This is a genomic window from Leptolyngbya sp. NIES-2104 (genome assembly GCF_001485215.1).
Lineage (GTDB): Bacteria > Cyanobacteriota > Cyanobacteriia > Leptolyngbyales > Leptolyngbyaceae > Leptolyngbya.
On record NZ_BBWW01000002.1, the window covers coordinates 228528 to 246337 of the forward strand.

Genomic DNA, 17810 nt, shown 5'->3' on the forward strand with positions numbered 1-17810 from the left:
TTTTTGTCATTCATTTTTCGGTGATTGATAGCAGGAGTTTATGATTGTCAGCAATTTGTCGTAATGGATTGATTATGAAGTTGTCGCCTGCTATCTACAAAGACACGAAAGGAGCTAGGAGAACAAAGAAAACCGAACTATTCTATTGCCGTATCCTAATTTGCTGACTGAGTTGATTAAGTCTTTGCTCGATCGCAGTACGAAGGCGATTGTAAAGCTTTACGCCTGGGTCTGAATGCTCAACAGCAACAACTAACGCATAACGCTGTGAGGGAATGTCTTCTACTTTGACCCACTTTCGGTTACAAGTAACGACTAAATGCAGCGGTCCCTGATCATACTTTGTTGCGACTGATGAGATGTCTATGCTTCCTCGTTGTAAAGTGCCCTTCTTACGAAGAGTTGAATTGGGCGACAAGTCAACTTCGCATCCATAACCGAATTGTTTGCTAAGGATTTCCTTTGAGATTTCGGAATAGCTGTTCTTGTCACCTGCTTCTTTAGCCCTCTTCGCATTGATATAAGCATTCACGATGCTTGCTTGCTCAACGCCTTTGAATAGACTGAACTCCATTGTAATTCCAAGATAAGAATCGCCACGAGTCGGACGAGTTGGGGGATCGAAGGCTAGAGCGATTGAGAGTCGTCGAACTCCTCTAGTTCTCAGGTACTCAGGTGGTAAGGCAGGAATTTCAAAGATCTCAAAACTGCCCACTGCAATGTCAAGGTGATCCTCTAGTAGGACAGCGTAATTATCTGCCGAGTACATTGCTCTTTGCAGATCTGCTTGTCCATAGCCATAGATTGAAAGCCGCCGATTAAGTTGTTCGGATTTCTGACTTTGAGACAACTTTAAACCAACCTGAAGAGCGGGTGGAATTTCAACTGGTAATTCAGCAGAGATGCTGACTAATGCACGAATAAGATTAGATGATGCCTCTGGATACTTAGTAAATAGTTGAGCTGCCAGATTTGACACACGAGGAGCCGCAAAACTGGTTCCGATCGCCATCTGAAACAGTGAAGATGAATAATTTTGAGAGAAGGTCACAATCGAAACACCTGATTCATTATCAGATGCCTTACGATCGCCATCCAGAACAATATCGCCGCCCCAATCGACTAACTCTGGTTTGATCATGCCATCTACGCCAAACCCGACTCTAGTAAAAGGCGAAGGATATCCAGGGACTTTAGTAACTGTATTTCGTCGAGCGTCGTCTGGATAGGTCATACTGCCGCGACCTAGAGACAGAGAACCCACCGTTAGTGCGATCTCAGAAGTAGCCGGATCAATAATTCGTGATTCCGGGTCAAATAGATAGTTGGGATAGTCTGTCCGAAGTCGCTCTCTTTCATCCCTGTGAGGGTAGCGATATGAGTTTCCTGCTGAGACGACGAACACAAGATTCTTATGTTGATATCGATAAGCTAGCTCGTCGAGTTTAGCCGCAATTCTAAACTGTTTGCTTCCGTCTCGATATATCTGTTCAGCATTGCCTAAAGAGAGATTGATAACTTTACAGTTAGGATATTGATTGATGAAGTATAAGATGGCTTGTTCTAATTGATTCTCTAACAGTAGGTCTTCATCAAATTCATTGCGCTCATTCATCACACGAGCTGAATAAATCCAGGCAGAGGAATCAAAAGATTTCTTGCGGATGCAGGCTTCAACATCTCCATAAGCCGCGATCGCTGCGACACCTGTTCCATGATTCGCCTCATCCTCTGCACCTCCTTGAATGAATTGCCGCTTGGTATCAGGAAAGACTTCTGCTTCTCCAATGACAGGGGCAAGTAATGGATGACCGCGAGAAATACCTGTGTCAATTAATAAAATCCCGCAGTAATAAGGAGGTGGAGAATTGACAGTGGGGATTTCTGAAAGGGAAGGATTGAATTCAGAGCGCATTGCAAATGCAACTCTAGGACGACGATCGATTTCTTTAACGATTAATTCATTTAATAGCTGATTCAGAATGGTCTGATTAACTTTGATGCGGGCGATACAGAGATATTCTCCAATGTAGGAATCAGTCAGATCAAATTTTGCAGTTTCGGTTGAACATGATCGTAGATCTTGGCGAATTTGATCGATGTACTTTCGCATTTCTTGTCGATCGCCCGTATGCCAAAGCTCCAAATCGAGTGCTGCAATTTCACCAGCTTGTAAGGGTTCTAATTCAAGTAATCGACCTAGACGATCTTGAGGCTCTAGTGGAACTAATTCTTCTATAGCGTTCCGATTTGAGTTATGAACACGGGGACATTGGGAACACTGAAATGGACAATCACCATTTTCGTGTGCCATGCAGAGCGAACTCAAGAGCTTTATCGACAGCAATCCTGACCCCCGTGAATTGAAACGCGCCCTGGCAGTACAAATGGTGCAACAAGGCTATGCCTACCGGGATATTCAAGCGGTGCTACAAGTCTCCATCGGGTTCGTCACCAAATGGAAACAGAACTATGAAGCCGAGGGGGTAAAAAGCCTACGACTGGCATATCAGGGACGCAAGAGTTATCTCAGTGAATCGCAACGACAAACTGTGATTGAGTGGTTACAGCAAAAGCAGTATTGGCAATTGCTGGAGCTAGTGGAGTACGTGGATCAGCAGTATGGGGTGATCTTTGCCTCAAAACAAAGCTATTATGACCTGTTCCACGAGGCAGGCATCAGTTGGAAGAAAACTCAGAAATGTAACCCGAAGAAAGACCCAGACTTGGTTGAAAAAAAAACAGGAAATTACCGCTTGGCTCAAAGCGCATCAAGCGGAACTGGTCACGGGCAAGTTAGTGGTGTTCTTTGAAGATGAGTGTCATTTGCTGTGGGGCGATGTTACTGGGTACGTCTGGGGAAAGCGCAAAGACCGGATTGAAATTCCGGTTGTGAATCAACGCGACAAGCAGACCTACTATGGCGCACTCAACGTCGTGACCGGGAAATGTCTGGTTCAATCCTACAAAAAAGGGGATTCTGCCGCCACGATTGCCTTCTTGCAATATCTTTTGCAGCAATGCCCGGACGCTCGCATTGCTGTGCTCTGGGATGGAGCGAGCTATCATCGCTCTGGGGAAGTCAAAGCCTTTCTTGAAGAAATCAATCACGGACTTGACCCTGACCAGTGGCGCATCACTTGTCTGAGATTTGCTCCCAATGCACCTGAGCAGAACCCGATTGAAGATGTGTGGCTTCAGGCAAAACGCTTCATTCGCGAATACTATATGCTTTGCCGATCCTTCCCCATCGTCAAACGTCTGTTTGAGTTCGCAACTCAACATCAACGCTTTAGTTTTTCCAAATTGTCCCTGTATGGCTCTTTTTCATGAATCATTTAGGATGGCTATACTGCATCCAAGTAGTCATACTGAGGACCCGCTTTGATACCGCTATAGATTTCAATGCGCTTTCTAAATTCTGTCAACTCCTCATCTGAAGCAAAAACGACGACTGCTTTGCTAATTGCAGGCTCTCTTCCCAGTAGCGTTAAGCCAGATTTTGTTAGCTCATCATCTTGAAGCGAAAAGTCTTTGGCGACTTTGATTTTGAAGATCAGTTTTGGATCGAGGTGGAAGGAACTTCGCCGTTCTCTAGCCGATTCGGTCAGGGTGGAGATTTGAGCCATAATTTGCGTACCGCGTGTGCTGCGATCGCCACGTTTACCACCCCCTCCTCCACTCTTTGCTCGACGAGGTAGCTGAGTATTCACTCTGGGCAATTTTAGATGCTCGAATTGATTCGCCATTCTTGCTAAGGTGTAAACGCTTCTATTGAGTTCGATATTATACGCTCTCTAGCAAGATAACGTGCGATCGCAATTTCTAAGTCATCTGCTGAAAGCTCAACGTCTCCTCGGAGAAGAACAGCTTTTGTGGCATCAGAGCAGATTCGCTCGATGTCTGCGCCTGTTGCTGATTCGAGCAGTGTTGCAAAATAGGCAAGATCAACGCCTGGGTAACGAATTGCGGAAAGATAGCGAGTGAGGAGTGCAATGCGAAGATTGTTCGAGGGACGATCAAAAAGTAGCACTTCATCAAATCTGCGCCAGACTGCTGTATCTAAGAGATTTTCGTGATTTGTGGCGGCAATAAACAAGCTGCTGCTTTCTGTTGTATCAATTAGCTGAAGGAGACTATTAACAAGGCGTTTAACTTCACCATGCTCGTTTGGAGTATTGCGATCGCGGGCGATTGCGTCAAACTCATCGAACAGGACAACCCACTCTCCCTGTTGAATGTATGTAAAGATTTTTTGTAGATTCGTAGCAGTTTCACCCAAATAGGAAGAGAAGACAGCCGTGAGGTTCACATAAACAAGAGGAAGCCCCAAAACACTAGACAGAACTTTGGCTGTTTGAGTTTTTCCGCACCCTGGAGGACCACAAAAGAGAACTTTGTTCTTAGGTCGCAGTCCATGAGCAAGGAGAATATCCTGCTTACGATTTTCGAGAACAACTTCATTTAAGGGATCTAGAATGGTTTCGCTGAGAACAACATGATCCCATGTCAAATCAAGCTGCTTTACTTCAACCAGTGCTAGCCCTGTTTCTCGATCTTTAGGAGGTTCAGGAAACTGTTGCCAGGGAGCAAGGTTTGAGGAAACTGGTTTGAACCTACCATTCCCGTTTCCGTTGTGAAGAATTTTCTCTAGATCTCTAGCAAGAAGGGTATGATTTTTACTTTTCTCTTCTTCAATTAATTCTTGTGCGGCAGCTAAAAACTCTTCTCTCTCGTTGTGAGAGAAGCTTCTGAAGAGTTTTCTTAGGATTTCTCCCCGTGCCATATATTGAACCTACGTTTATTTCGATTATAGTTTATTTGTACTAAGATGAACTAGAAAAACAAATTCGGCTAGCTTACCACTAAATCTACCATTACTTTGATAAGTTCATTTGTTCTAAAGAATGTGTGGCTAGTAGAACACTTTTGTTGAAGTGATGAGGCACATAATCGCTGCAAGCTGGCAGTAGAACGTCGTGCCCAAGCTGGCGTAAGTGTTCGCTCGTCAGGAAAGGAAACTGTTCATCTGCATAAAGTCTTGCCAGAGATTAGGCTGCCTCATTTTCTGCGGTGGCTTTGCCTAGCCGTAGGCACCGCTTGCTCTATTTCTCTTAGATGCGCCTCTGCATAGCGCCATGCGTTACTGAGATCGATCGCGCTAATCGTGGGGTAATTGGCTAAAATTTGCGCTTCGGTGTTGCCAAGATTTCGAGCTTGAACCAGCACCCAAACCGGAATCCGGGTATTAGCAATCCGGGCATCTCCACCGCAGACCCCCAGCGTTTTCTCAATACCGTGGAAGAATTTCAGTGCAAAAGCGCTCATACAGAAGATTGATCTGCCAGTTTTTCAGCTACTTTTTCTTGGACTTGGACTTGAAACTGAGCCACGAGTTCTTGGACTTCTTGCTCAGATAAGACATTGCCGAATCGGGCTGTGACGACTTGAGCAACTGTATCGGCATCGCGGTTAAATAGGTCGAGACGGACTGCTTCGCCAAGACGATCGCCGAAGTCGAATCCTGCATTGGTCATGCCACCTGCCTCTGCCTCCAATTGGGCAAGTTCTCTCGCGGCGGCTTCTGTAAATCTTGCATCCATTAAATTCTCCTTATTACTTTCAGAAGTTCGTCAAACGGTCGTCATTCTGAAGGTCTGACAACCCGAATTAGTTTACCGTTAAGCGTTTCTTCTGCTTGAATTGCAGCATTGATCCGTTCTGCCAATCGAATTTTATTGCCATCGTCAGTGCAAGCAATCATCCCTGCATGATTGGAATCTTGATTGTGCAGTCGAATGAAGTCGCGGCGGTTCAGCGTTAAAATCGCCCGCGATTGCTCTGTGGCAAAAGCAAGAACTTGATCATCTGGAATACCTTGGTTTGCTTTGCCTGCTTCCTGAACAGTTAGAACGTCGTGCCCAAGCTGGCGGAGATGTTCGCTCGTCAGGAAAGGAAACTGTTCGTCTGCGTAAAGTCGTGCCACGGATTACGCTGCCTCATTTTCTGCGATCGCTTGCTCGATTTCTCCTAGATGCGCCTCTGCATAGCGCCAAGCGTTACTCAGATCCGTGGCTGTAATGGTGGGGTAATTGGTCAGAATTTGGGCATCTGTGTTGCCGAGTTGTTTAGCTCGAACCAGTACCCAAACGGGGATGCGAGTATTTGTAATTCGGGCATCTCCACCGCAGACACCCAGAGTTTTCTCGATGCCTGTCCAAGTGTCACTGAGGCTTTCGATTAAGAGTTGAATCGCTTGGGTTTTTTCAGCAGGACTGAGCGCGAGAAGTTGGGTCTGGAGATCTTGCAGTGACATGAAGCAGGTTCCAAAAATCACTCTAGTTTAAGGATAATCGGCGCAACCGCGATCGACCGTCTAAAATATCAACGGACGATCGCACTCAAGATTATGACAACCCGCAAGCCCGTGTTTATCGAAAAGATTATGCCTGTGAAGCTCCTGAATGAGCAGGTGTATTACGAGCATGGGGGGAATCCGTTTAAGGGGTTGCATCGGTGGTATTCGCGTAAACCGCTGTCGTTTAGTCGGGCTTCGGTGTTGGGGTCTTTGCTGCCTGCGGAGGTGTCGATCGAGGAGTTTGAGTATTTGCTGGGGCTGAATCGGCGGGTGGCGGGGATGCAGGATAAGACGACGAAGCTGTATAAGACTCCGCCATCAGCCGATCGCATTGCGAAGGTGCAGGCGTTGTGTGAGGCGCAGTGGGGGACGAAGACTCCGGTGGTGCTGGATGCGTTTGCGGGGGGCGGGAGTATTCCGTTTGAGGCGGCGCGGTATGGGTTGAAGGTGTTAGCTTCGGATCTTAATCCGGTGGCAGTGGTGACGATGAAGGCGGCGATCGAGTATCCGCTGAAGTTTGGGGCGGATTTGCAGCAGGATATCGATCGATGGGTGAAGTGGGTGGGTGATGAGGCAGAGAAGCGATTAGCGGAGTTTTTTCCATCGTTGCCGGGGGAGAAGGTACAGAACTATTTTTGGGCACACACTGTTACTTGTCCAAGCTGTCAATCAAAAATTCCATTGAGTGCTAGTTGGTGGTTAAGTCGCTCAAGCAATTATGCTGGTAAGAATCAGCCAAGAAAGATAACTAGCGATTGGTATGCGATTAAACCGATTCCTGATCCTGAAAACAAGCAAGTTAATTTTGAACTAATTCGAGGAAGGAAGGGGCAAGGAATCAGCATACAGACTGCTGATGGTGATTATGATCCAGACATTGCAGTGTCTATCAAAGGCGGCGATGGTAAATGCTTGAATTGCCAAACTCTTATTGATAGTTCATTTATTGATCAGCAGCTACTTGATGAGAATTTTAGCTATTCTCTATATGCTGTGTCTTACCGGAAAGGAAGCGGAGGTATTGAGTTCAGAGCGCCAGTGGATTTAGATTTCACAGGAGTAGAAAAGGCTGAGTTACTACTTCAAGAGTACAGAGCTTCAAGAGAAGACTTAATTCCTTCTGAAGAACTTCTCCAAGGTCAAGATACACGCTGTTTCAATCGCGGTGTAAGACGTTGGGAACAATTATTTAACTCTCGTCAGCTTCTTTCACTAATCACATTTGTAGATCTGATCGACAAAGCGAAAACTCTAATTCAAGAGAAATGCGAACTTGATAAAGCCGCCGCGATCTGTACCTATCTCACTCTAATCCTAAGTAATTGTGTAGATCGCAACTGCCGATTAGCTCACTTGAATGCTTCTAAAATATCTGTAGAACCTGCATTAGCTCAACACTCGCTTAATTTATTTTGGAACTATCCCGAAACTAATGCTATCGAGAAGTTGTGGGAATACGAGAGTCAATGTGTAATCTCTGATTATTCAGGAATTTGTAAATTTATTGAAAGTAGCTCTACTCTGTCTGACATTCCAGGACTACTAGATTCAACCATTAAGGATATTCAAATCAACGCTGCATCAGCCGATAATCTCTTTCACATTCCTGATAGCTCTGTTAGCGCGATCGTGACTGATCCCCCTTACTACGCAACGATTCAATACTCTGAACTATCTGATTTCTTCTACGTCTGGCAAAAGCGGACATTAGGCGACATCTTCCCCGATCTCTTCTGGTCAGACCTCACCGACAAAGACCGCGAAGCCGTCGCCAACCCCTCCCGCTTCCGCAACATGGGCATCAGTCCCGAACTCCTCGCCAACCAAGACTACGAAGCAAAAATGGCACTTGCCTTCGCCGAATACCACCGCGTCCTCCGCGACGATGGAGTCATGACCGTCCAATTCAACCACAAAGACTCAGGAGCCTGGGATGTCCTCGCCAAATCCCTGATCGATGCCGGATTCGAGATCACCGCCTCCTGGTCAGTCAGCACCGAAAACCCCCAAAACCTCCACCAAGCACAAAAAAACTCCGTCTCCAGCACCGTCCTCCTCGTCTGCCGCAAACGCAACCCGAACGCCGGACAAGCCTGGTGGGACGACATCCGCACCGAACTGGTCAACACCGTCTCCCAACGCGCCCCCCAACTCGAAGCCGACCTCCAAGACCCGCAAAACCCGATCGAAGGAGTTGGCATCGACCTCTACCTATCCGCCTTCGGTCCCGCCCTCAACGTCTTCTCCAAACACCACCCCATCCTCGACACCGCCGGAACCGAAGTCCGCCCCGAACAAGCCTTTTCTGAAGCCCGCAAAGCCGTCGCCAACTACCGCTTCCACAAACTCGCCCAAAGCGACACCCTCGGCTTCGACCCCCTCACCACCTGGTACATCCTCGCCTGGGATGCCTTCCGCGCCCGCGAATTCCCCTTCGATGAAGCCCGCCAACTCGCCCTCGCTGTCGGAGGCTTCAACGTCACCGACCTCGCCAAAACCCACAAACTCCTCGACTCGACGAGCGGGACTTGCAAACTCCTCACCCCCGATCAACGCTTCAAAAAACGCGCCTTCTCCACCAATCCCGAAGAGTTTACGCTGACCTCACTGATCGACGCGCTTCATGCGGTCATCGCCATCTACCTCGAAGAGCAATCGATCGATCCCGTTCGCCGCTTCCTTAAAACCACCGGACTTTTAAGCAATGATCTTTTTATGCGATCGTGGGAGGTCACTTTGCGAGTCATCCCACATATCAGCGACGATCGTAAACGTATTCTCGAAGAAAAAGCCCTCGCAGATTTGTGGCTCGCAATGGACGAAATCAAAGCCAAAGTCCGCTACGAGCAACCCGAACTAAACTTGAGCGATGGGCAACAAAGCTTATTTTAGGAGCGACATGATGAAAGTGAAAGGCATTTTACGCGGAAACACGATCGAGCTATTGGAGCAAGTGGAGAATCTTCCGAGTGGCTCTGAAATCACGATTGAGATTGTCGGTTCGCATCCACTCAGCCACCTGACTCCAGAAGAACGGCAAACGCTGATCAATGAAAAACTCGGCGGATGGAAAGACGACCCAAATCTTGACCAAATTTTTGCGGACATCGATCAAGAACGCCATTTATATCGAGGTCGCCAGACTGATTCATTCGACGATTAGAGTTCAGCCATGTATTCACTTGACACCAATATCTGCATTGCCCTGATCAAAGAAAACCCCATTCCCAAGCGAATCTTCGACACAAAAGCGATCGACTGCTACATTTCAACGATCGTTCTTGCAGAACTCTACAAAGGCGTTTACTGTTCGGAGCAGTTTGAGAAGAACTATGCGGGCTTACGAAACTTTCTCAGCTTAGTAGAAGTGGTCGAGTTTGATCGAGGGGCAGCGCTGGAGTTTGGCAGAATCCAAGCGGAACTCAAAGCAGCAGGTAAGCCGACCGGAGAACAAGATGCTTTAATTGCAGCAGTCACACGATTTCGCCAAGACATTTTGGTGACAAACAACACTCGTCATTTTGAAAATATTGCCAATTTACAGCTTGAGGATTGGCTGGAGCCGTAACGATGCCTCAATTACTACAGAATCACCGTTGGAAAATCAGCTATTCGAGCGACGAAAACAATCCGATCGCAGATTTCTACATTCCAGTATTAGAATGTGCAGTCCAATACGATCGCAAAGCCGGATTCTTCAATAGCTCGATTCTCAGCAAAGTCGCCCGTGGTCTCGGTGCAATGCTCGACAATAGCGGACAAATGCGACTAATCATGGGATGTCAATTCAGTCCGACCGACTTACAAGCGATTCAGCAAGGCTATGAACTGAAGAACGCATTAAGCGATCGCTTAAACCAATCCTTTCAGCCGCCCAGCAACTTTGCCCAACTCAAACACTTCGAGATCCTAAGCTGGCTGATTCAGAACAATATTCTCGATATTCGCATCGCCATTCCGCTCAAGTCAGACGGCACACCCGAAAACAGCGAAGAGCAGCTTGATCCGAATCGGCTATTTCACGAGAAAGTGGGCATCATCACCGACAATAACGGTGATCGCTTAGCCTTTAGCGGCTCGAATAATGAATCGATCGGCGGCTGGTACGCAAATGTAGAATCGTTTCATGTCTATCTTGCGTGGGAAGGCGGACGAGATTTGCAGCGGGTCGAATTAGAATGCGATCGCTTTGAGACACTCTGGAACAATCAAACCAAAAATGTTCGAGTGTTTGAAGTCCCCGAAGCTGTGAAGCGAAGACTGCTGCAATACGTGCCTAAAACGAAACCGATTTGGAGCCAAGAAATTGAGTTTGATCAACGTGCAATCGAAGTACAACCGATCATTGAACCTGAAATTTCGATCGAAGACTATCCGCACGAAATTCAGCAGTTTGAAACGCTGGCGAATCTCCATCAACATCCCGGCTGTCTCGATTTCACGCTCAAATCGATTCCGATTCAGCCCTGGATTCACCAAATCAAAATCCTGCGTCGCTATGCCGAAGAATTTCCCCGCAATGGTTTGATTGCCGATGAAGTTGGACTGGGAAAGACGATCGAGACGGGCTTAATTCTGCGCTACCTCATTCTCTCCAAAAAAGCTCAGCGCGTCTTGGTTCTGGCTCCCGCCAGTGTGCAACCCCAATGGCAAGATGAACTGCGCGAGAAATTCAATCTCCATTTTTGGAGTCTCGCCCAAGGTGAACTGCGTGATCCGTTCAAACAATCTATTCCGCTGGCTGACAATCCTTGGAACACTCAAAACTTAATTCTGGCTTCGAGTCATTTGGTACGCCGTAAAGAACGAATGCAGGAGCTTTTAGACTCAGAGCCGTGGGATTTGGTCGTACTCGATGAAGCTCATCACGCTCGTCGTAAATCCCCTCAGAACCGCAAAGAAACACCAAATCGACTTCTAGAGTTGATGCAGAAGCTCAAAGATCGAACCAAAGCTTTGCTGTTACTTTCAGCTACCCCGATGCAGATCGATCCGATCGAGGTTTTCGATCTGCTCAACCTGCTCGGACTCAAGGGACACTGGCGGTATGCCGATAACTTTTGCGACTACTTCAAACACCTCACAATCGAAGCAGATTCTCATACGTTAAGCTTCTGGCAGCAAATGTCTACCGATTACTTTGCTCAAGGCGGCAAGCCCTGTCCGCGACTCCAGCAGCATCTAATGAAGTGCGATCGCAGATTGGCGTACAAGCTCGAAGATGTCTGGCAACAGAAACGCACGACCGTAGATTCGCGTTTAGCCAAAGACGAAGCCTTTCTTACCGCATCGCGGCAATATTTAACCGTGAATACGCCGCTCAAGGATTTAATGTTCCGACATACTCGCGATACGCTCAGACAGTACTACAAACTGGGTGTGCTTGAAAAAGATGTTCCCATTCGAGAGGTTTGGGACAATGCGATCGTGCTAGAACCGACTCGCGAAGCTGAACTCTACCGCGCTGTCAGCGACTATGTGCGCCATTTTTACCGTTTAGCTCAGAAAGAAAACCGCAAAGCACTCGGCTTCTTGATGACGTTGTATCGCAAGCGGCTGACCAGTTCGTTTTATGCGATCGAGCGATCGCTAGAACGGCGATTAACCGATCTGCAAACCGGACAGCAAACGAGTCTCACAGCCGATGATCTGCTCGAACTCGACGATGTGGATGATGCCGTGATCGATGGACTAAAGACATTCTTTGAGCCAGTTCATCCGAAAGAAATCGAGTATTTACAAGACTTGTTGATTCAGTTTGAGAACACTGGAGAAGATACCAAATGCGCTCAGTTTTTAACGCTGTTACGCCAGGAATTAAACACACGAGATAGCGTGATCGTCTTCACTCAATATACCGACACGATGGACTATCTGCGTGAATTCTTGCGCTCTAGTTTCGGTAATCAGTTGGCTTGCTACTCTGGGCGAGGCGGCGAACTTTATCGCGACGATCATTGGGTCACGGTTCCCAAAGAAAGCATCAAGCAGCGGTTCCGTAACGGTGAGATCAAAATTCTGCTTTGTACTGAATCCGCGAGTGAGGGCTTGAATTTGCAAACCTGCGGCGTACTAATCAACTACGATATGCCGTGGAACCCGATGCGGGTAGAGCAGCGGATTGGACGCATCGATCGCATCGGTCAACGCTATCCTACGGTGCGAATTCATAACTTCTACTACGACGGCACAGTAGAGGCGAAAGTCTATCGGAAATTGCGCGATCGCATTGATGCCTTTTCGACGGTCGTGGGTAAATTGCAGCCGATTCTTGCTAAGGTTCCCACCTTTATCGAGCGGGCGCTGTTGAGCGCTGATCCTGAAGAAGAAGATGTGTTGCTATCTGAGTTTGAGACGGTTCTAGAAACACCGCCCTTGCGTCCTGCAATCGATGAGATGATTGAGATGGATGTGCAGTCTGATTTAGAGATCGTTCGTCAGTCGATGCCGCAGACTCCGATCACGATCGACGAAATCGAGACGCTGTTTACGACTTCCAAGCTTTTATTGTCACAGGGTACACGATTTGAACGAGTGCGCGAAGGAGTTTGGCAAATGACTCATCAGTATCAGCGATATCTAGTGACATTTTATCCCTTGAAGTATGATGAACAGCCTTCACTACGACTGCTTTTGCCTGGAGATCCCCTACTGGACAGCCTCCTCCAAACTCGCTGATTGAAGAAGCCATAGCTCGCTGAGAACAGTGAGTTTGAAGTCAAGAGAAACCAACACTAACACTACTAAAGAGGCACAAGAAGAGAAAAAGGAATAACAGCTTCTTCCCCTGCGTCTACTCTGGCTCATCGTCCTAGAGAAATGATCGGTTCTTCTTTTAGAGCGGTTGCAATCCGCTTCTTTAAAGTATCAGCATCGAGAACTAAGTCGGTGATTGAAGCGAAGAGGGACGTGACACTCTCTCTAAAGTTCGAGCCATTGGAGTTGCTTTATCTGTTGAGATCAAAGTCCATCGGGACGAGAAAGCGAATCAATCAACTCCTCGACCGATTCGACATCCAGGCAGTTCTGTAGCTCAGATTTAAACCAGTGCACTTCATCCGGCTCGGTATCAGGCAGTTGATAGACTAGCAGTACTCCAGCCACCCGTGCAAGCGTCAGCGGGTCGGGCAGGAGATGACTCATAAGACTCTGAGCATCTCCGTACAGTTGTTGGATGCTCGCAGCATCGTCAGGTTGTCCGAGTTGCTGCGCCACCTGCTGCAAGTTTTGTTGCACTGCCTGGATGGTATCCATATCGTCAAAGTGATTCATCGAGTGAGACATACAGAAGTCAGAATTGTGGATTCAGATCAAAACTTAGCTCAATTTGCCAATCCTGGTACTACAATCAAAAAAATCTACGAGTATTGGAAACAGAAGATATGTCCTACCTGGTGTTGAGTGATGAAACGAGAAAACATCTTGAACAAGAACGATCGCGCTTAACAAGCGATCGCGAAGAGATTGTATCGGAGATCGAATCTTCAGTGAGTGCGGAAGTCGATCGCACTCTCCAAACCTTAAACGCGCTGCTTGACGAATCACCGGAAGTGGAAGTCGTTCCCGCAGACGATATCGTTGAAGCCGTCACTGAACGACTCGATGACACTAAGCCCGAACTTTCTCGCTCGCGCAAAACAGGCACAAAGAAAGCAAAGCCTGAAGCCAAAGCGCCATCCACAACATCGACAGGGTTCGATGCGAAGCAACTGAAACGTAAGTTTAACGGTGCAGGTCTGAGTGATGCGATCGTTCAAGTATTGCAGCAAGACCCGACACAAGAATATGAAACTGACGCGCTGATTGCTGCACTATATAACCAATTTGATCAAGCTGAAATGCCCAAAGCGCGAAAAACGCTGGGTGCAACGCTGATGCACCAACGGCGCGCAGGTTTGGTTGAAAAGATTGGCGATAAATCCCCACGCTACAAGCTTGGTCAAGCTGCTGCGGTGTCAGCTTAACGGAGCGAGTTAATGCCGTTTTCTTACCGATTCTTGATAGGGGTCGCGCCGGCTTCTTGCGCTGCGGACGAGGTGATGTTGCCCTCGTATCGAAGATGCTTCCGTTCCTGAAAGAAGTATTGACGGACGTTGTACAGCCCCACGTTGAACATATTCTTGCTCAATCGACAAAGCTGTTTAGCAACTTCTGTTTCTGCTTGATTCAGTTTCAAACGATTGGTTTGAGTCAGAAGCATAGTCAAGTTCCCGCTAGGAATACATCTACGCTAGTGGAACCTCTTAGAGATTGCCAACCGAGTTGGCGCTTCTACCCCCTACCCAAGCCTTCGGCTATGGGCGGAGTACCCCGGAGATTAGCCAATGCCGAAGCAACGGAGCTACCCGATGGCTCCTTTGATCTGGTCACGCTTCAGTTTGTCGTTCATGAATTGCCGCGCACAGCTACGATCGCAATCTTTCAAGAAGCATTCCGGCTACTCCGTCCAGGTGGGCACCGACGCGATCGTCGATAATAATCCAAAGTCTCCGGTGATCCAGAATTTGCCGCCCGTGTTGTTCACCCTCATGAAGAGCACAGAGCCTTGGTCAGATGATTACTACACCTTCAACGTCGAAACTGCAATGCAGTCGGTTGGCTTTGAACGACTCGTAACCGTTGCCAGTGATCCGCACCACCGAAAGATTTTAGGACGCAAATCATGACTTTTGAAAACAAAACGATCGTTGTTACAGGAGCATCAGCGGGCATTGGCAAAGGACTCGCGCTTGCTCTAGCTCAACAAGGTGCAAATTTAGTCTTGGCAGCCCGGAGTCAAGCTGCTCTGGAAGAAACGGCAGCATTGTGTGCCAAGCAAGGTGGAAGAGCAATTTCTGTTCTGACCGATGTGACTCAACCTGAAGCTTGTGAGCAGTTGATCGAGAAAGCAATTGCGGCATTCGGGCAGATTGATTGCCTGGTGAACAATGCTGGCATCACGATGCTCAGTCGATTTGACCAGGTAACAGATCTTGCTGTGTTTGAACAAGTGATGCAGGTGAATTATCTTGGTGCTGTCTACTGCACCCATTACGCGCTACCTTATCTCAAACGCAGCCGAGGTCTTTTGGTCGCGATCTCCTCGCTCTGCGGTAAAACAGCGGTTCCCACGCGGACGGGGTACGTTGCGAGTAAACACGCGATGCAAGGCTTTTTTGACACACTGCGGATTGAATTACAAGGAAGTGGAGTTGATGTTCTAGTGGTTTCTCCAGGATTTGTTGCCACTGACATTCGCGATCGCGCTTTAGCAGGGAATGGACAATCTCTAGGGCAAAGTCCTCGAAATGAGGATCAGGGCACAATGTCGATCGAGAACTGCGTGCGTCAAATTGTAACGGCAATGGAAACCCGCAAACGAGACCATATCATGACCTTAAAAGGTAAAGTTATTCCTTGGGCAAAGCTCATCGCACCAGGGTTAGTCGATCGATTGGCGGCTTACGCTACTCGCACAACTCAACACTGATGTAGGATTTGTCTTGGAACACCCTGGAATGTGAATTTTTTGCAGAACTGCGAGCTGGCGTTGCAGTCGCTCGATTTCTTTTGGTGACTTCCAACCCACAAATGCTTTAGCTTCCGAATCCCGAATGGGATCGATCATGCGGTTTCGTTCAACTTCACACGGCAACTTACTGCCATCTAGCCGTTATGCCTCAGCAAACTTCGCTCTTCCCGGACAATTACGATGATTTTTTCCGTGACCTCAAAGAACGGATTCGTTCGTCTCAGGTTAAAGCAGCGATAGCTTCGCTACACGGTAGTGCTCGCAGTCAACCGAGAATTAATCTTGCTCTACTGGCAAATTGGAAGAGAAATCCTTCAACGACAGCAAAAGGAGGGTTGGGGGACGAAAGTGGTCGGACACGCTTTGCGTGAGCCGAAGGCAACGTTTGGCACAAGACCTAAAGCTGGAATTCCCCGAAATGTCAGGATTCTCGCCTCGAAACCTAAAGTATATGCGCTCTTTTGCCGAAGCTTATCCTGATGAGGCAATTGTGCACCAAGCTGATGCACAAATTCCTTGGAAGCACAATTGCGCGATTATTGATAAAGTCAAAGACGCACAGCAGCGAACTTGGTACATCCAAAAGACGACAGCTTCGCTGCCCCGAAGGGAGCGAAAACAGTTGGAGCCGCACTGTTCTGATCCACCAACTTGATTCTGATCTTTATAGCCGTCAGGGGAGCGCATTAACGAATTTTGAAGTGGTACTGCCTGCACCTCAATCTGATCTTGCCCAGAGTCTTCTCAAATCAGAATACAATCTCGATTTTCTAAATCTGCACGAAAAATCCTTAGAGCGTGATTTAGAACGTGCCTTGATCGAACATATGCAGAAGTTTCTGCTTGAACTTGGAGTAGGCTTTGCTTTTGTCGGCAGTCAATATCGACTAGAGGTAGAAGGCGATGAATTTTTCGCGGACTTGTTGTTTTACCACTTGGGGTTAAGCTGCTTTGTCGTGATCGAACTGAAGACGACCGACTTCAAGCCGGAGTATTCCGGGCAGATTAACTTTTACGTGAATGTAATCGATGATAAATTGCGCCGTCCTCACGATAATCCAACGATCAGGATTATTCTTTGTTGATCGAAGAAGAAAGCGATCGTTGAATACTCACTACAGGGAATGTCTCAGCCAATCAGCGTTTCGACCTATCGAACAACTGCCACACTACCAGAAGAATTTAAAGAGAAGCTGCCTTCGATCGAGGAATTGCAACATCAGATCGAAGCAGTGGCATCTGTGGTGGAAGAGGGTGATCAAACTGTAGATTGAAAGTCGTTGTGATTTGCCACAAACTGATTTCTCTCTAACTTTGGGTCTGCCAACTTAGAACACATGAAGATGCCGTTTCAGTCAAATCTCAAGCGTTTTTCTACAGAATTTGTAAAAATTTACAGAAGTCGGCTGATCCCTGCGATACAACGGAGATCAGCACTGTTTCCGAATTGCCATTATGGAGCCTGTATCAACACTAACTGCTACTGCAATCGCCACCCTTGCCTTCCAGGAGTTCATCAAATCCGGTTCTGGGGAATTGGCAAAGAAGTTTACTACCGCAGCGATTGCAAAAATGGGTGAACTTCGGCAGAAACTTTGGGATCGATTGCGCGGGAAACATCTAGTGGCAGAAGATGCGCTTGCGAAAGCAGAGACTGGAGATGAAACTGCGATCGGGACGGTCGGAACACTGCTGGGTGTGGAGATGCTTGATCCTGCTTTCGCCGCAGAAGTTCAAGCGATCGCTCAAGAGATTCATGCAGGTCGGCTCGTAGACAATAGCAACATGACCCAAAATAATTACGACAACGCTAGAGGCTGGCAAACCAAGGTAGAGGGAGGTACGGCTTATATCGGTGAGATTCACCAGCATGGAACTTCCAAACCTGAATAGCAGTAATCTACAATCGCGATCGCTGAAAGTCGATTTGGAACGGAGCAT

The 17810-nt window shown here is 47.5% G+C and carries 22 protein-coding genes and 2 pseudogenes; 15 read left to right on the top strand and 9 right to left on the bottom strand.

The genetic code is table 11. The annotated features are described in order from the left end of the window. Positions 1-142: 142 nt before the first annotated feature. The gene (locus NIES2104_RS28340) at positions 143-2314 is read right to left on the bottom strand and encodes a S8 family peptidase (protein ID WP_059002277.1); all 2172 of its coding nucleotides are present in this window, start codon (positions 2312-2314) and stop codon (positions 143-145) included. On the opposite strand from NIES2104_RS28340, the pseudogene NIES2104_RS33145 reads away from it, so the two are divergent. Both NIES2104_RS33145 and NIES2104_RS30625 read left to right on the top strand, forming a co-directional pair. After that, a pseudogene (locus tag NIES2104_RS33145) lies at positions 2313-2681 on the top strand (transposase); the annotation flags it as partial. The gene NIES2104_RS28340 and the pseudogene NIES2104_RS33145 sit on opposite strands and share 2 nt — an antisense overlap. Further along, positions 2656-3333, top strand: coding sequence for an IS630 family transposase (locus tag NIES2104_RS30625; RefSeq protein WP_225895336.1), 678 nt, complete (start codon positions 2656-2658; stop codon positions 3331-3333). The pseudogene NIES2104_RS33145 and the gene NIES2104_RS30625, both read left to right, overlap by 26 nt. Positions 3334-3347: 14 nt before the next feature. Here the strand turns inward: NIES2104_RS30625 and NIES2104_RS28355 are convergent, their stop codons facing one another. The 6 genes from NIES2104_RS28355 to NIES2104_RS28380 all read right to left on the bottom strand — a co-directional run bounded on the left by NIES2104_RS28355 (position 3348) and on the right by NIES2104_RS28380 (position 6316). Further along, on the bottom strand, positions 3348-3749 hold the full coding sequence (locus NIES2104_RS28355) for a hypothetical protein (RefSeq protein ID WP_059002279.1): 402 nt from the start codon (positions 3747-3749) through the stop codon (positions 3348-3350). A 5-nt stretch (positions 3750-3754) separates the two neighbouring features. After that, positions 3755-4786, bottom strand: a complete 1032-nt coding sequence (locus NIES2104_RS28360) for an AAA family ATPase (protein ID WP_059002280.1) — start codon at positions 4784-4786, stop codon at positions 3755-3757. 275 nt (positions 4787-5061) lie between these two features. Next, positions 5062-5328 (bottom strand): DUF433 domain-containing protein, encoded by a 267-nt coding sequence (locus NIES2104_RS28365; protein ID WP_059002281.1) that lies wholly within the window; start codon positions 5326-5328, stop codon positions 5062-5064. After that, entirely contained in the window at positions 5325-5603 is a 279-nt protein-coding gene (locus NIES2104_RS28370) for a hypothetical protein (RefSeq protein ID WP_059002282.1), read from the bottom strand. Before NIES2104_RS28370 ends, NIES2104_RS28365 begins: the two co-directional genes overlap by 4 nt. 41 nt (positions 5604-5644) lie before the next feature. Beyond that, complete coding sequence (locus tag NIES2104_RS28375) at positions 5645-5986, bottom strand: DUF5615 family PIN-like protein (RefSeq protein ID WP_059002283.1); 342 nt, start codon at positions 5984-5986, stop codon at positions 5645-5647. Between the two features lie 3 nt (positions 5987-5989). Then, entirely contained in the window at positions 5990-6316 is a 327-nt protein-coding gene (locus tag NIES2104_RS28380) for a DUF433 domain-containing protein (protein ID WP_059002284.1), read from the bottom strand. 93 nt (positions 6317-6409) lie between these two features. Here NIES2104_RS28380 and NIES2104_RS28385 point away from each other — a divergent pair, with 93 nt between their 5' ends. Genes NIES2104_RS28385 through NIES2104_RS28400 form a run of 4 tightly spaced genes read left to right on the top strand, consistent with a single transcriptional unit; the run spans position 6410 to position 13036 of the window. Then, positions 6410-9250 carry a DUF1156 domain-containing protein gene (locus NIES2104_RS28385; protein ID WP_059002285.1) on the top strand — a complete coding sequence of 947 codons (2841 nt, stop codon included), beginning with the start codon at positions 6410-6412 and terminating at the stop codon, positions 9248-9250. Positions 9251-9257: 7 nt separating this feature from the next. Next, positions 9258-9521: a hypothetical protein gene (locus NIES2104_RS28390; protein ID WP_263971072.1), complete on the top strand. Its 264-nt coding sequence runs from the start codon at positions 9258-9260 to the stop codon at positions 9519-9521. A gap of 9 nt (positions 9522-9530) precedes the next feature. Continuing rightward, complete coding sequence (locus NIES2104_RS28395) at positions 9531-9926, top strand: type II toxin-antitoxin system VapC family toxin (protein ID WP_059002286.1); 396 nt, start codon at positions 9531-9533, stop codon at positions 9924-9926. A 2-nt stretch (positions 9927-9928) separates the two neighbouring features. After that, a complete protein-coding gene (locus NIES2104_RS28400; RefSeq protein ID WP_059002287.1) occupies positions 9929-13036 on the top strand; it encodes a helicase-related protein in 3108 nt (1035 codons plus the stop codon). Positions 13037-13318: 282 nt separating this feature from the next. Here NIES2104_RS28400 and NIES2104_RS28405 read toward each other — a convergent pair whose 3' ends face one another. After that, entirely contained in the window at positions 13319-13612 is a 294-nt protein-coding gene (locus NIES2104_RS28405) for a hypothetical protein (RefSeq protein WP_225895337.1), read from the bottom strand. Positions 13613-13740: 128 nt separating this feature from the next. Here NIES2104_RS28405 and NIES2104_RS28410 point away from each other — a divergent pair, with 128 nt between their 5' ends. Next, entirely contained in the window at positions 13741-14322 is a 582-nt protein-coding gene (locus NIES2104_RS28410) for a hypothetical protein (protein WP_059002289.1), read from the top strand. Between the two features lie 23 nt (positions 14323-14345). On the opposite strand, the gene NIES2104_RS28415 is transcribed toward NIES2104_RS28410, so the two are convergent. Continuing rightward, entirely contained in the window at positions 14346-14558 is a 213-nt protein-coding gene (locus NIES2104_RS28415) for a hypothetical protein (RefSeq protein ID WP_059002290.1), read from the bottom strand. A 96-nt stretch (positions 14559-14654) separates the two neighbouring features. Here NIES2104_RS28415 and NIES2104_RS33640 point away from each other — a divergent pair, with 96 nt between their 5' ends. From NIES2104_RS33640 to NIES2104_RS28435, 8 genes and pseudogenes are all read left to right on the top strand, one after another. Continuing rightward, the gene (locus NIES2104_RS33640) at positions 14655-14834 is read left to right on the top strand and encodes a class I SAM-dependent methyltransferase (protein WP_263971073.1); all 180 of its coding nucleotides are present in this window, start codon (positions 14655-14657) and stop codon (positions 14832-14834) included. Continuing rightward, positions 14809-15024: a hypothetical protein gene (locus NIES2104_RS33645; RefSeq protein ID WP_263971074.1), complete on the top strand. Its 216-nt coding sequence runs from the start codon at positions 14809-14811 to the stop codon at positions 15022-15024. The genes NIES2104_RS33640 and NIES2104_RS33645 overlap by 26 nt, the downstream gene beginning before the upstream one ends. Further along, positions 15021-15827, top strand: coding sequence for an SDR family oxidoreductase (locus NIES2104_RS28425; protein WP_192843674.1), 807 nt, complete (start codon positions 15021-15023; stop codon positions 15825-15827). Before NIES2104_RS33645 ends, NIES2104_RS28425 begins: the two co-directional genes overlap by 4 nt. A gap of 297 nt (positions 15828-16124) precedes the next feature. Then, positions 16125-16172 (top strand): annotated as a pseudogene (locus NIES2104_RS33850) (hypothetical protein); the annotation flags it as partial. A 64-nt stretch (positions 16173-16236) separates the two neighbouring features. Next, on the top strand, positions 16237-16524 hold the full coding sequence (locus NIES2104_RS33855; protein ID WP_339375263.1) for a DUF1016 N-terminal domain-containing protein: 288 nt from the start codon (positions 16237-16239) through the stop codon (positions 16522-16524). Between the two features lie 46 nt (positions 16525-16570). Beyond that, positions 16571-16954, top strand: coding sequence for a PDDEXK nuclease domain-containing protein (locus NIES2104_RS33860; protein ID WP_339375264.1), 384 nt, complete (start codon positions 16571-16573; stop codon positions 16952-16954). Positions 16955-16993: 39 nt separating this feature from the next. Beyond that, a complete protein-coding gene (locus NIES2104_RS33865) occupies positions 16994-17143 on the top strand; it encodes a hypothetical protein (protein ID WP_339375265.1) in 150 nt (49 codons plus the stop codon). Positions 17144-17324: 181 nt separating this feature from the next. Next, positions 17325-17762, top strand: coding sequence for a hypothetical protein (locus NIES2104_RS28435; protein ID WP_156427133.1), 438 nt, complete (start codon positions 17325-17327; stop codon positions 17760-17762). Positions 17763-17810 lie beyond the last annotated feature (48 nt).

What these genes read in the sequence shown, in the direction of transcription:
- NIES2104_RS28415 (WP_059002290.1), bottom strand. Translation starts at nt 14,558, where the DNA reads ATGCTTCTGACTCAAACCAATCGTTTGAAACTGAATCAAGCAGAAACA.
- NIES2104_RS28355 (WP_059002279.1), bottom strand. Translation starts at nt 3,749, where the DNA reads ATGGCGAATCAATTCGAGCATCTAAAATTGCCCAGAGTGAATACTCAG.
- NIES2104_RS28435 (WP_156427133.1), top strand. Translation starts at nt 17,325, where the DNA reads ATGGAGCCTGTATCAACACTAACTGCTACTGCAATCGCCACCCTTGCC.
- NIES2104_RS30625 (WP_225895336.1), top strand. Translation starts at nt 2,656, where the DNA reads ATGACCTGTTCCACGAGGCAGGCATCAGTTGGAAGAAAACTCAGAAAT.
- NIES2104_RS28340 (WP_059002277.1), bottom strand. Translation starts at nt 2,314, where the DNA reads ATGGCACACGAAAATGGTGATTGTCCATTTCAGTGTTCCCAATGTCCC.
- NIES2104_RS28410 (WP_059002289.1), top strand. Translation starts at nt 13,741, where the DNA reads ATGTCCTACCTGGTGTTGAGTGATGAAACGAGAAAACATCTTGAACAA.
- NIES2104_RS33640 (WP_263971073.1), top strand. Translation starts at nt 14,655, where the DNA reads ATGGGCGGAGTACCCCGGAGATTAGCCAATGCCGAAGCAACGGAGCTA.
- NIES2104_RS28370 (WP_059002282.1), bottom strand. Translation starts at nt 5,603, where the DNA reads ATGGATGCAAGATTTACAGAAGCCGCCGCGAGAGAACTTGCCCAATTG.
- NIES2104_RS28390 (WP_263971072.1), top strand. Translation starts at nt 9,258, where the DNA reads ATGATGAAAGTGAAAGGCATTTTACGCGGAAACACGATCGAGCTATTG.
- NIES2104_RS33865 (WP_339375265.1), top strand. Translation starts at nt 16,994, where the DNA reads ATGTCTCAGCCAATCAGCGTTTCGACCTATCGAACAACTGCCACACTA.
- NIES2104_RS28385 (WP_059002285.1), top strand. Translation starts at nt 6,410, where the DNA reads ATGACAACCCGCAAGCCCGTGTTTATCGAAAAGATTATGCCTGTGAAG.
- NIES2104_RS28405 (WP_225895337.1), bottom strand. Translation starts at nt 13,612, where the DNA reads ATGGATACCATCCAGGCAGTGCAACAAAACTTGCAGCAGGTGGCGCAG.
- NIES2104_RS28380 (WP_059002284.1), bottom strand. Translation starts at nt 6,316, where the DNA reads ATGTCACTGCAAGATCTCCAGACCCAACTTCTCGCGCTCAGTCCTGCT.
- NIES2104_RS28395 (WP_059002286.1), top strand. Translation starts at nt 9,531, where the DNA reads ATGTATTCACTTGACACCAATATCTGCATTGCCCTGATCAAAGAAAAC.
- NIES2104_RS28360 (WP_059002280.1), bottom strand. Translation starts at nt 4,786, where the DNA reads ATGGCACGGGGAGAAATCCTAAGAAAACTCTTCAGAAGCTTCTCTCAC.
- NIES2104_RS28425 (WP_192843674.1), top strand. Translation starts at nt 15,021, where the DNA reads ATGACTTTTGAAAACAAAACGATCGTTGTTACAGGAGCATCAGCGGGC.
- NIES2104_RS28365 (WP_059002281.1), bottom strand. Translation starts at nt 5,328, where the DNA reads ATGAGCGCTTTTGCACTGAAATTCTTCCACGGTATTGAGAAAACGCTG.
- NIES2104_RS28400 (WP_059002287.1), top strand. Translation starts at nt 9,929, where the DNA reads ATGCCTCAATTACTACAGAATCACCGTTGGAAAATCAGCTATTCGAGC.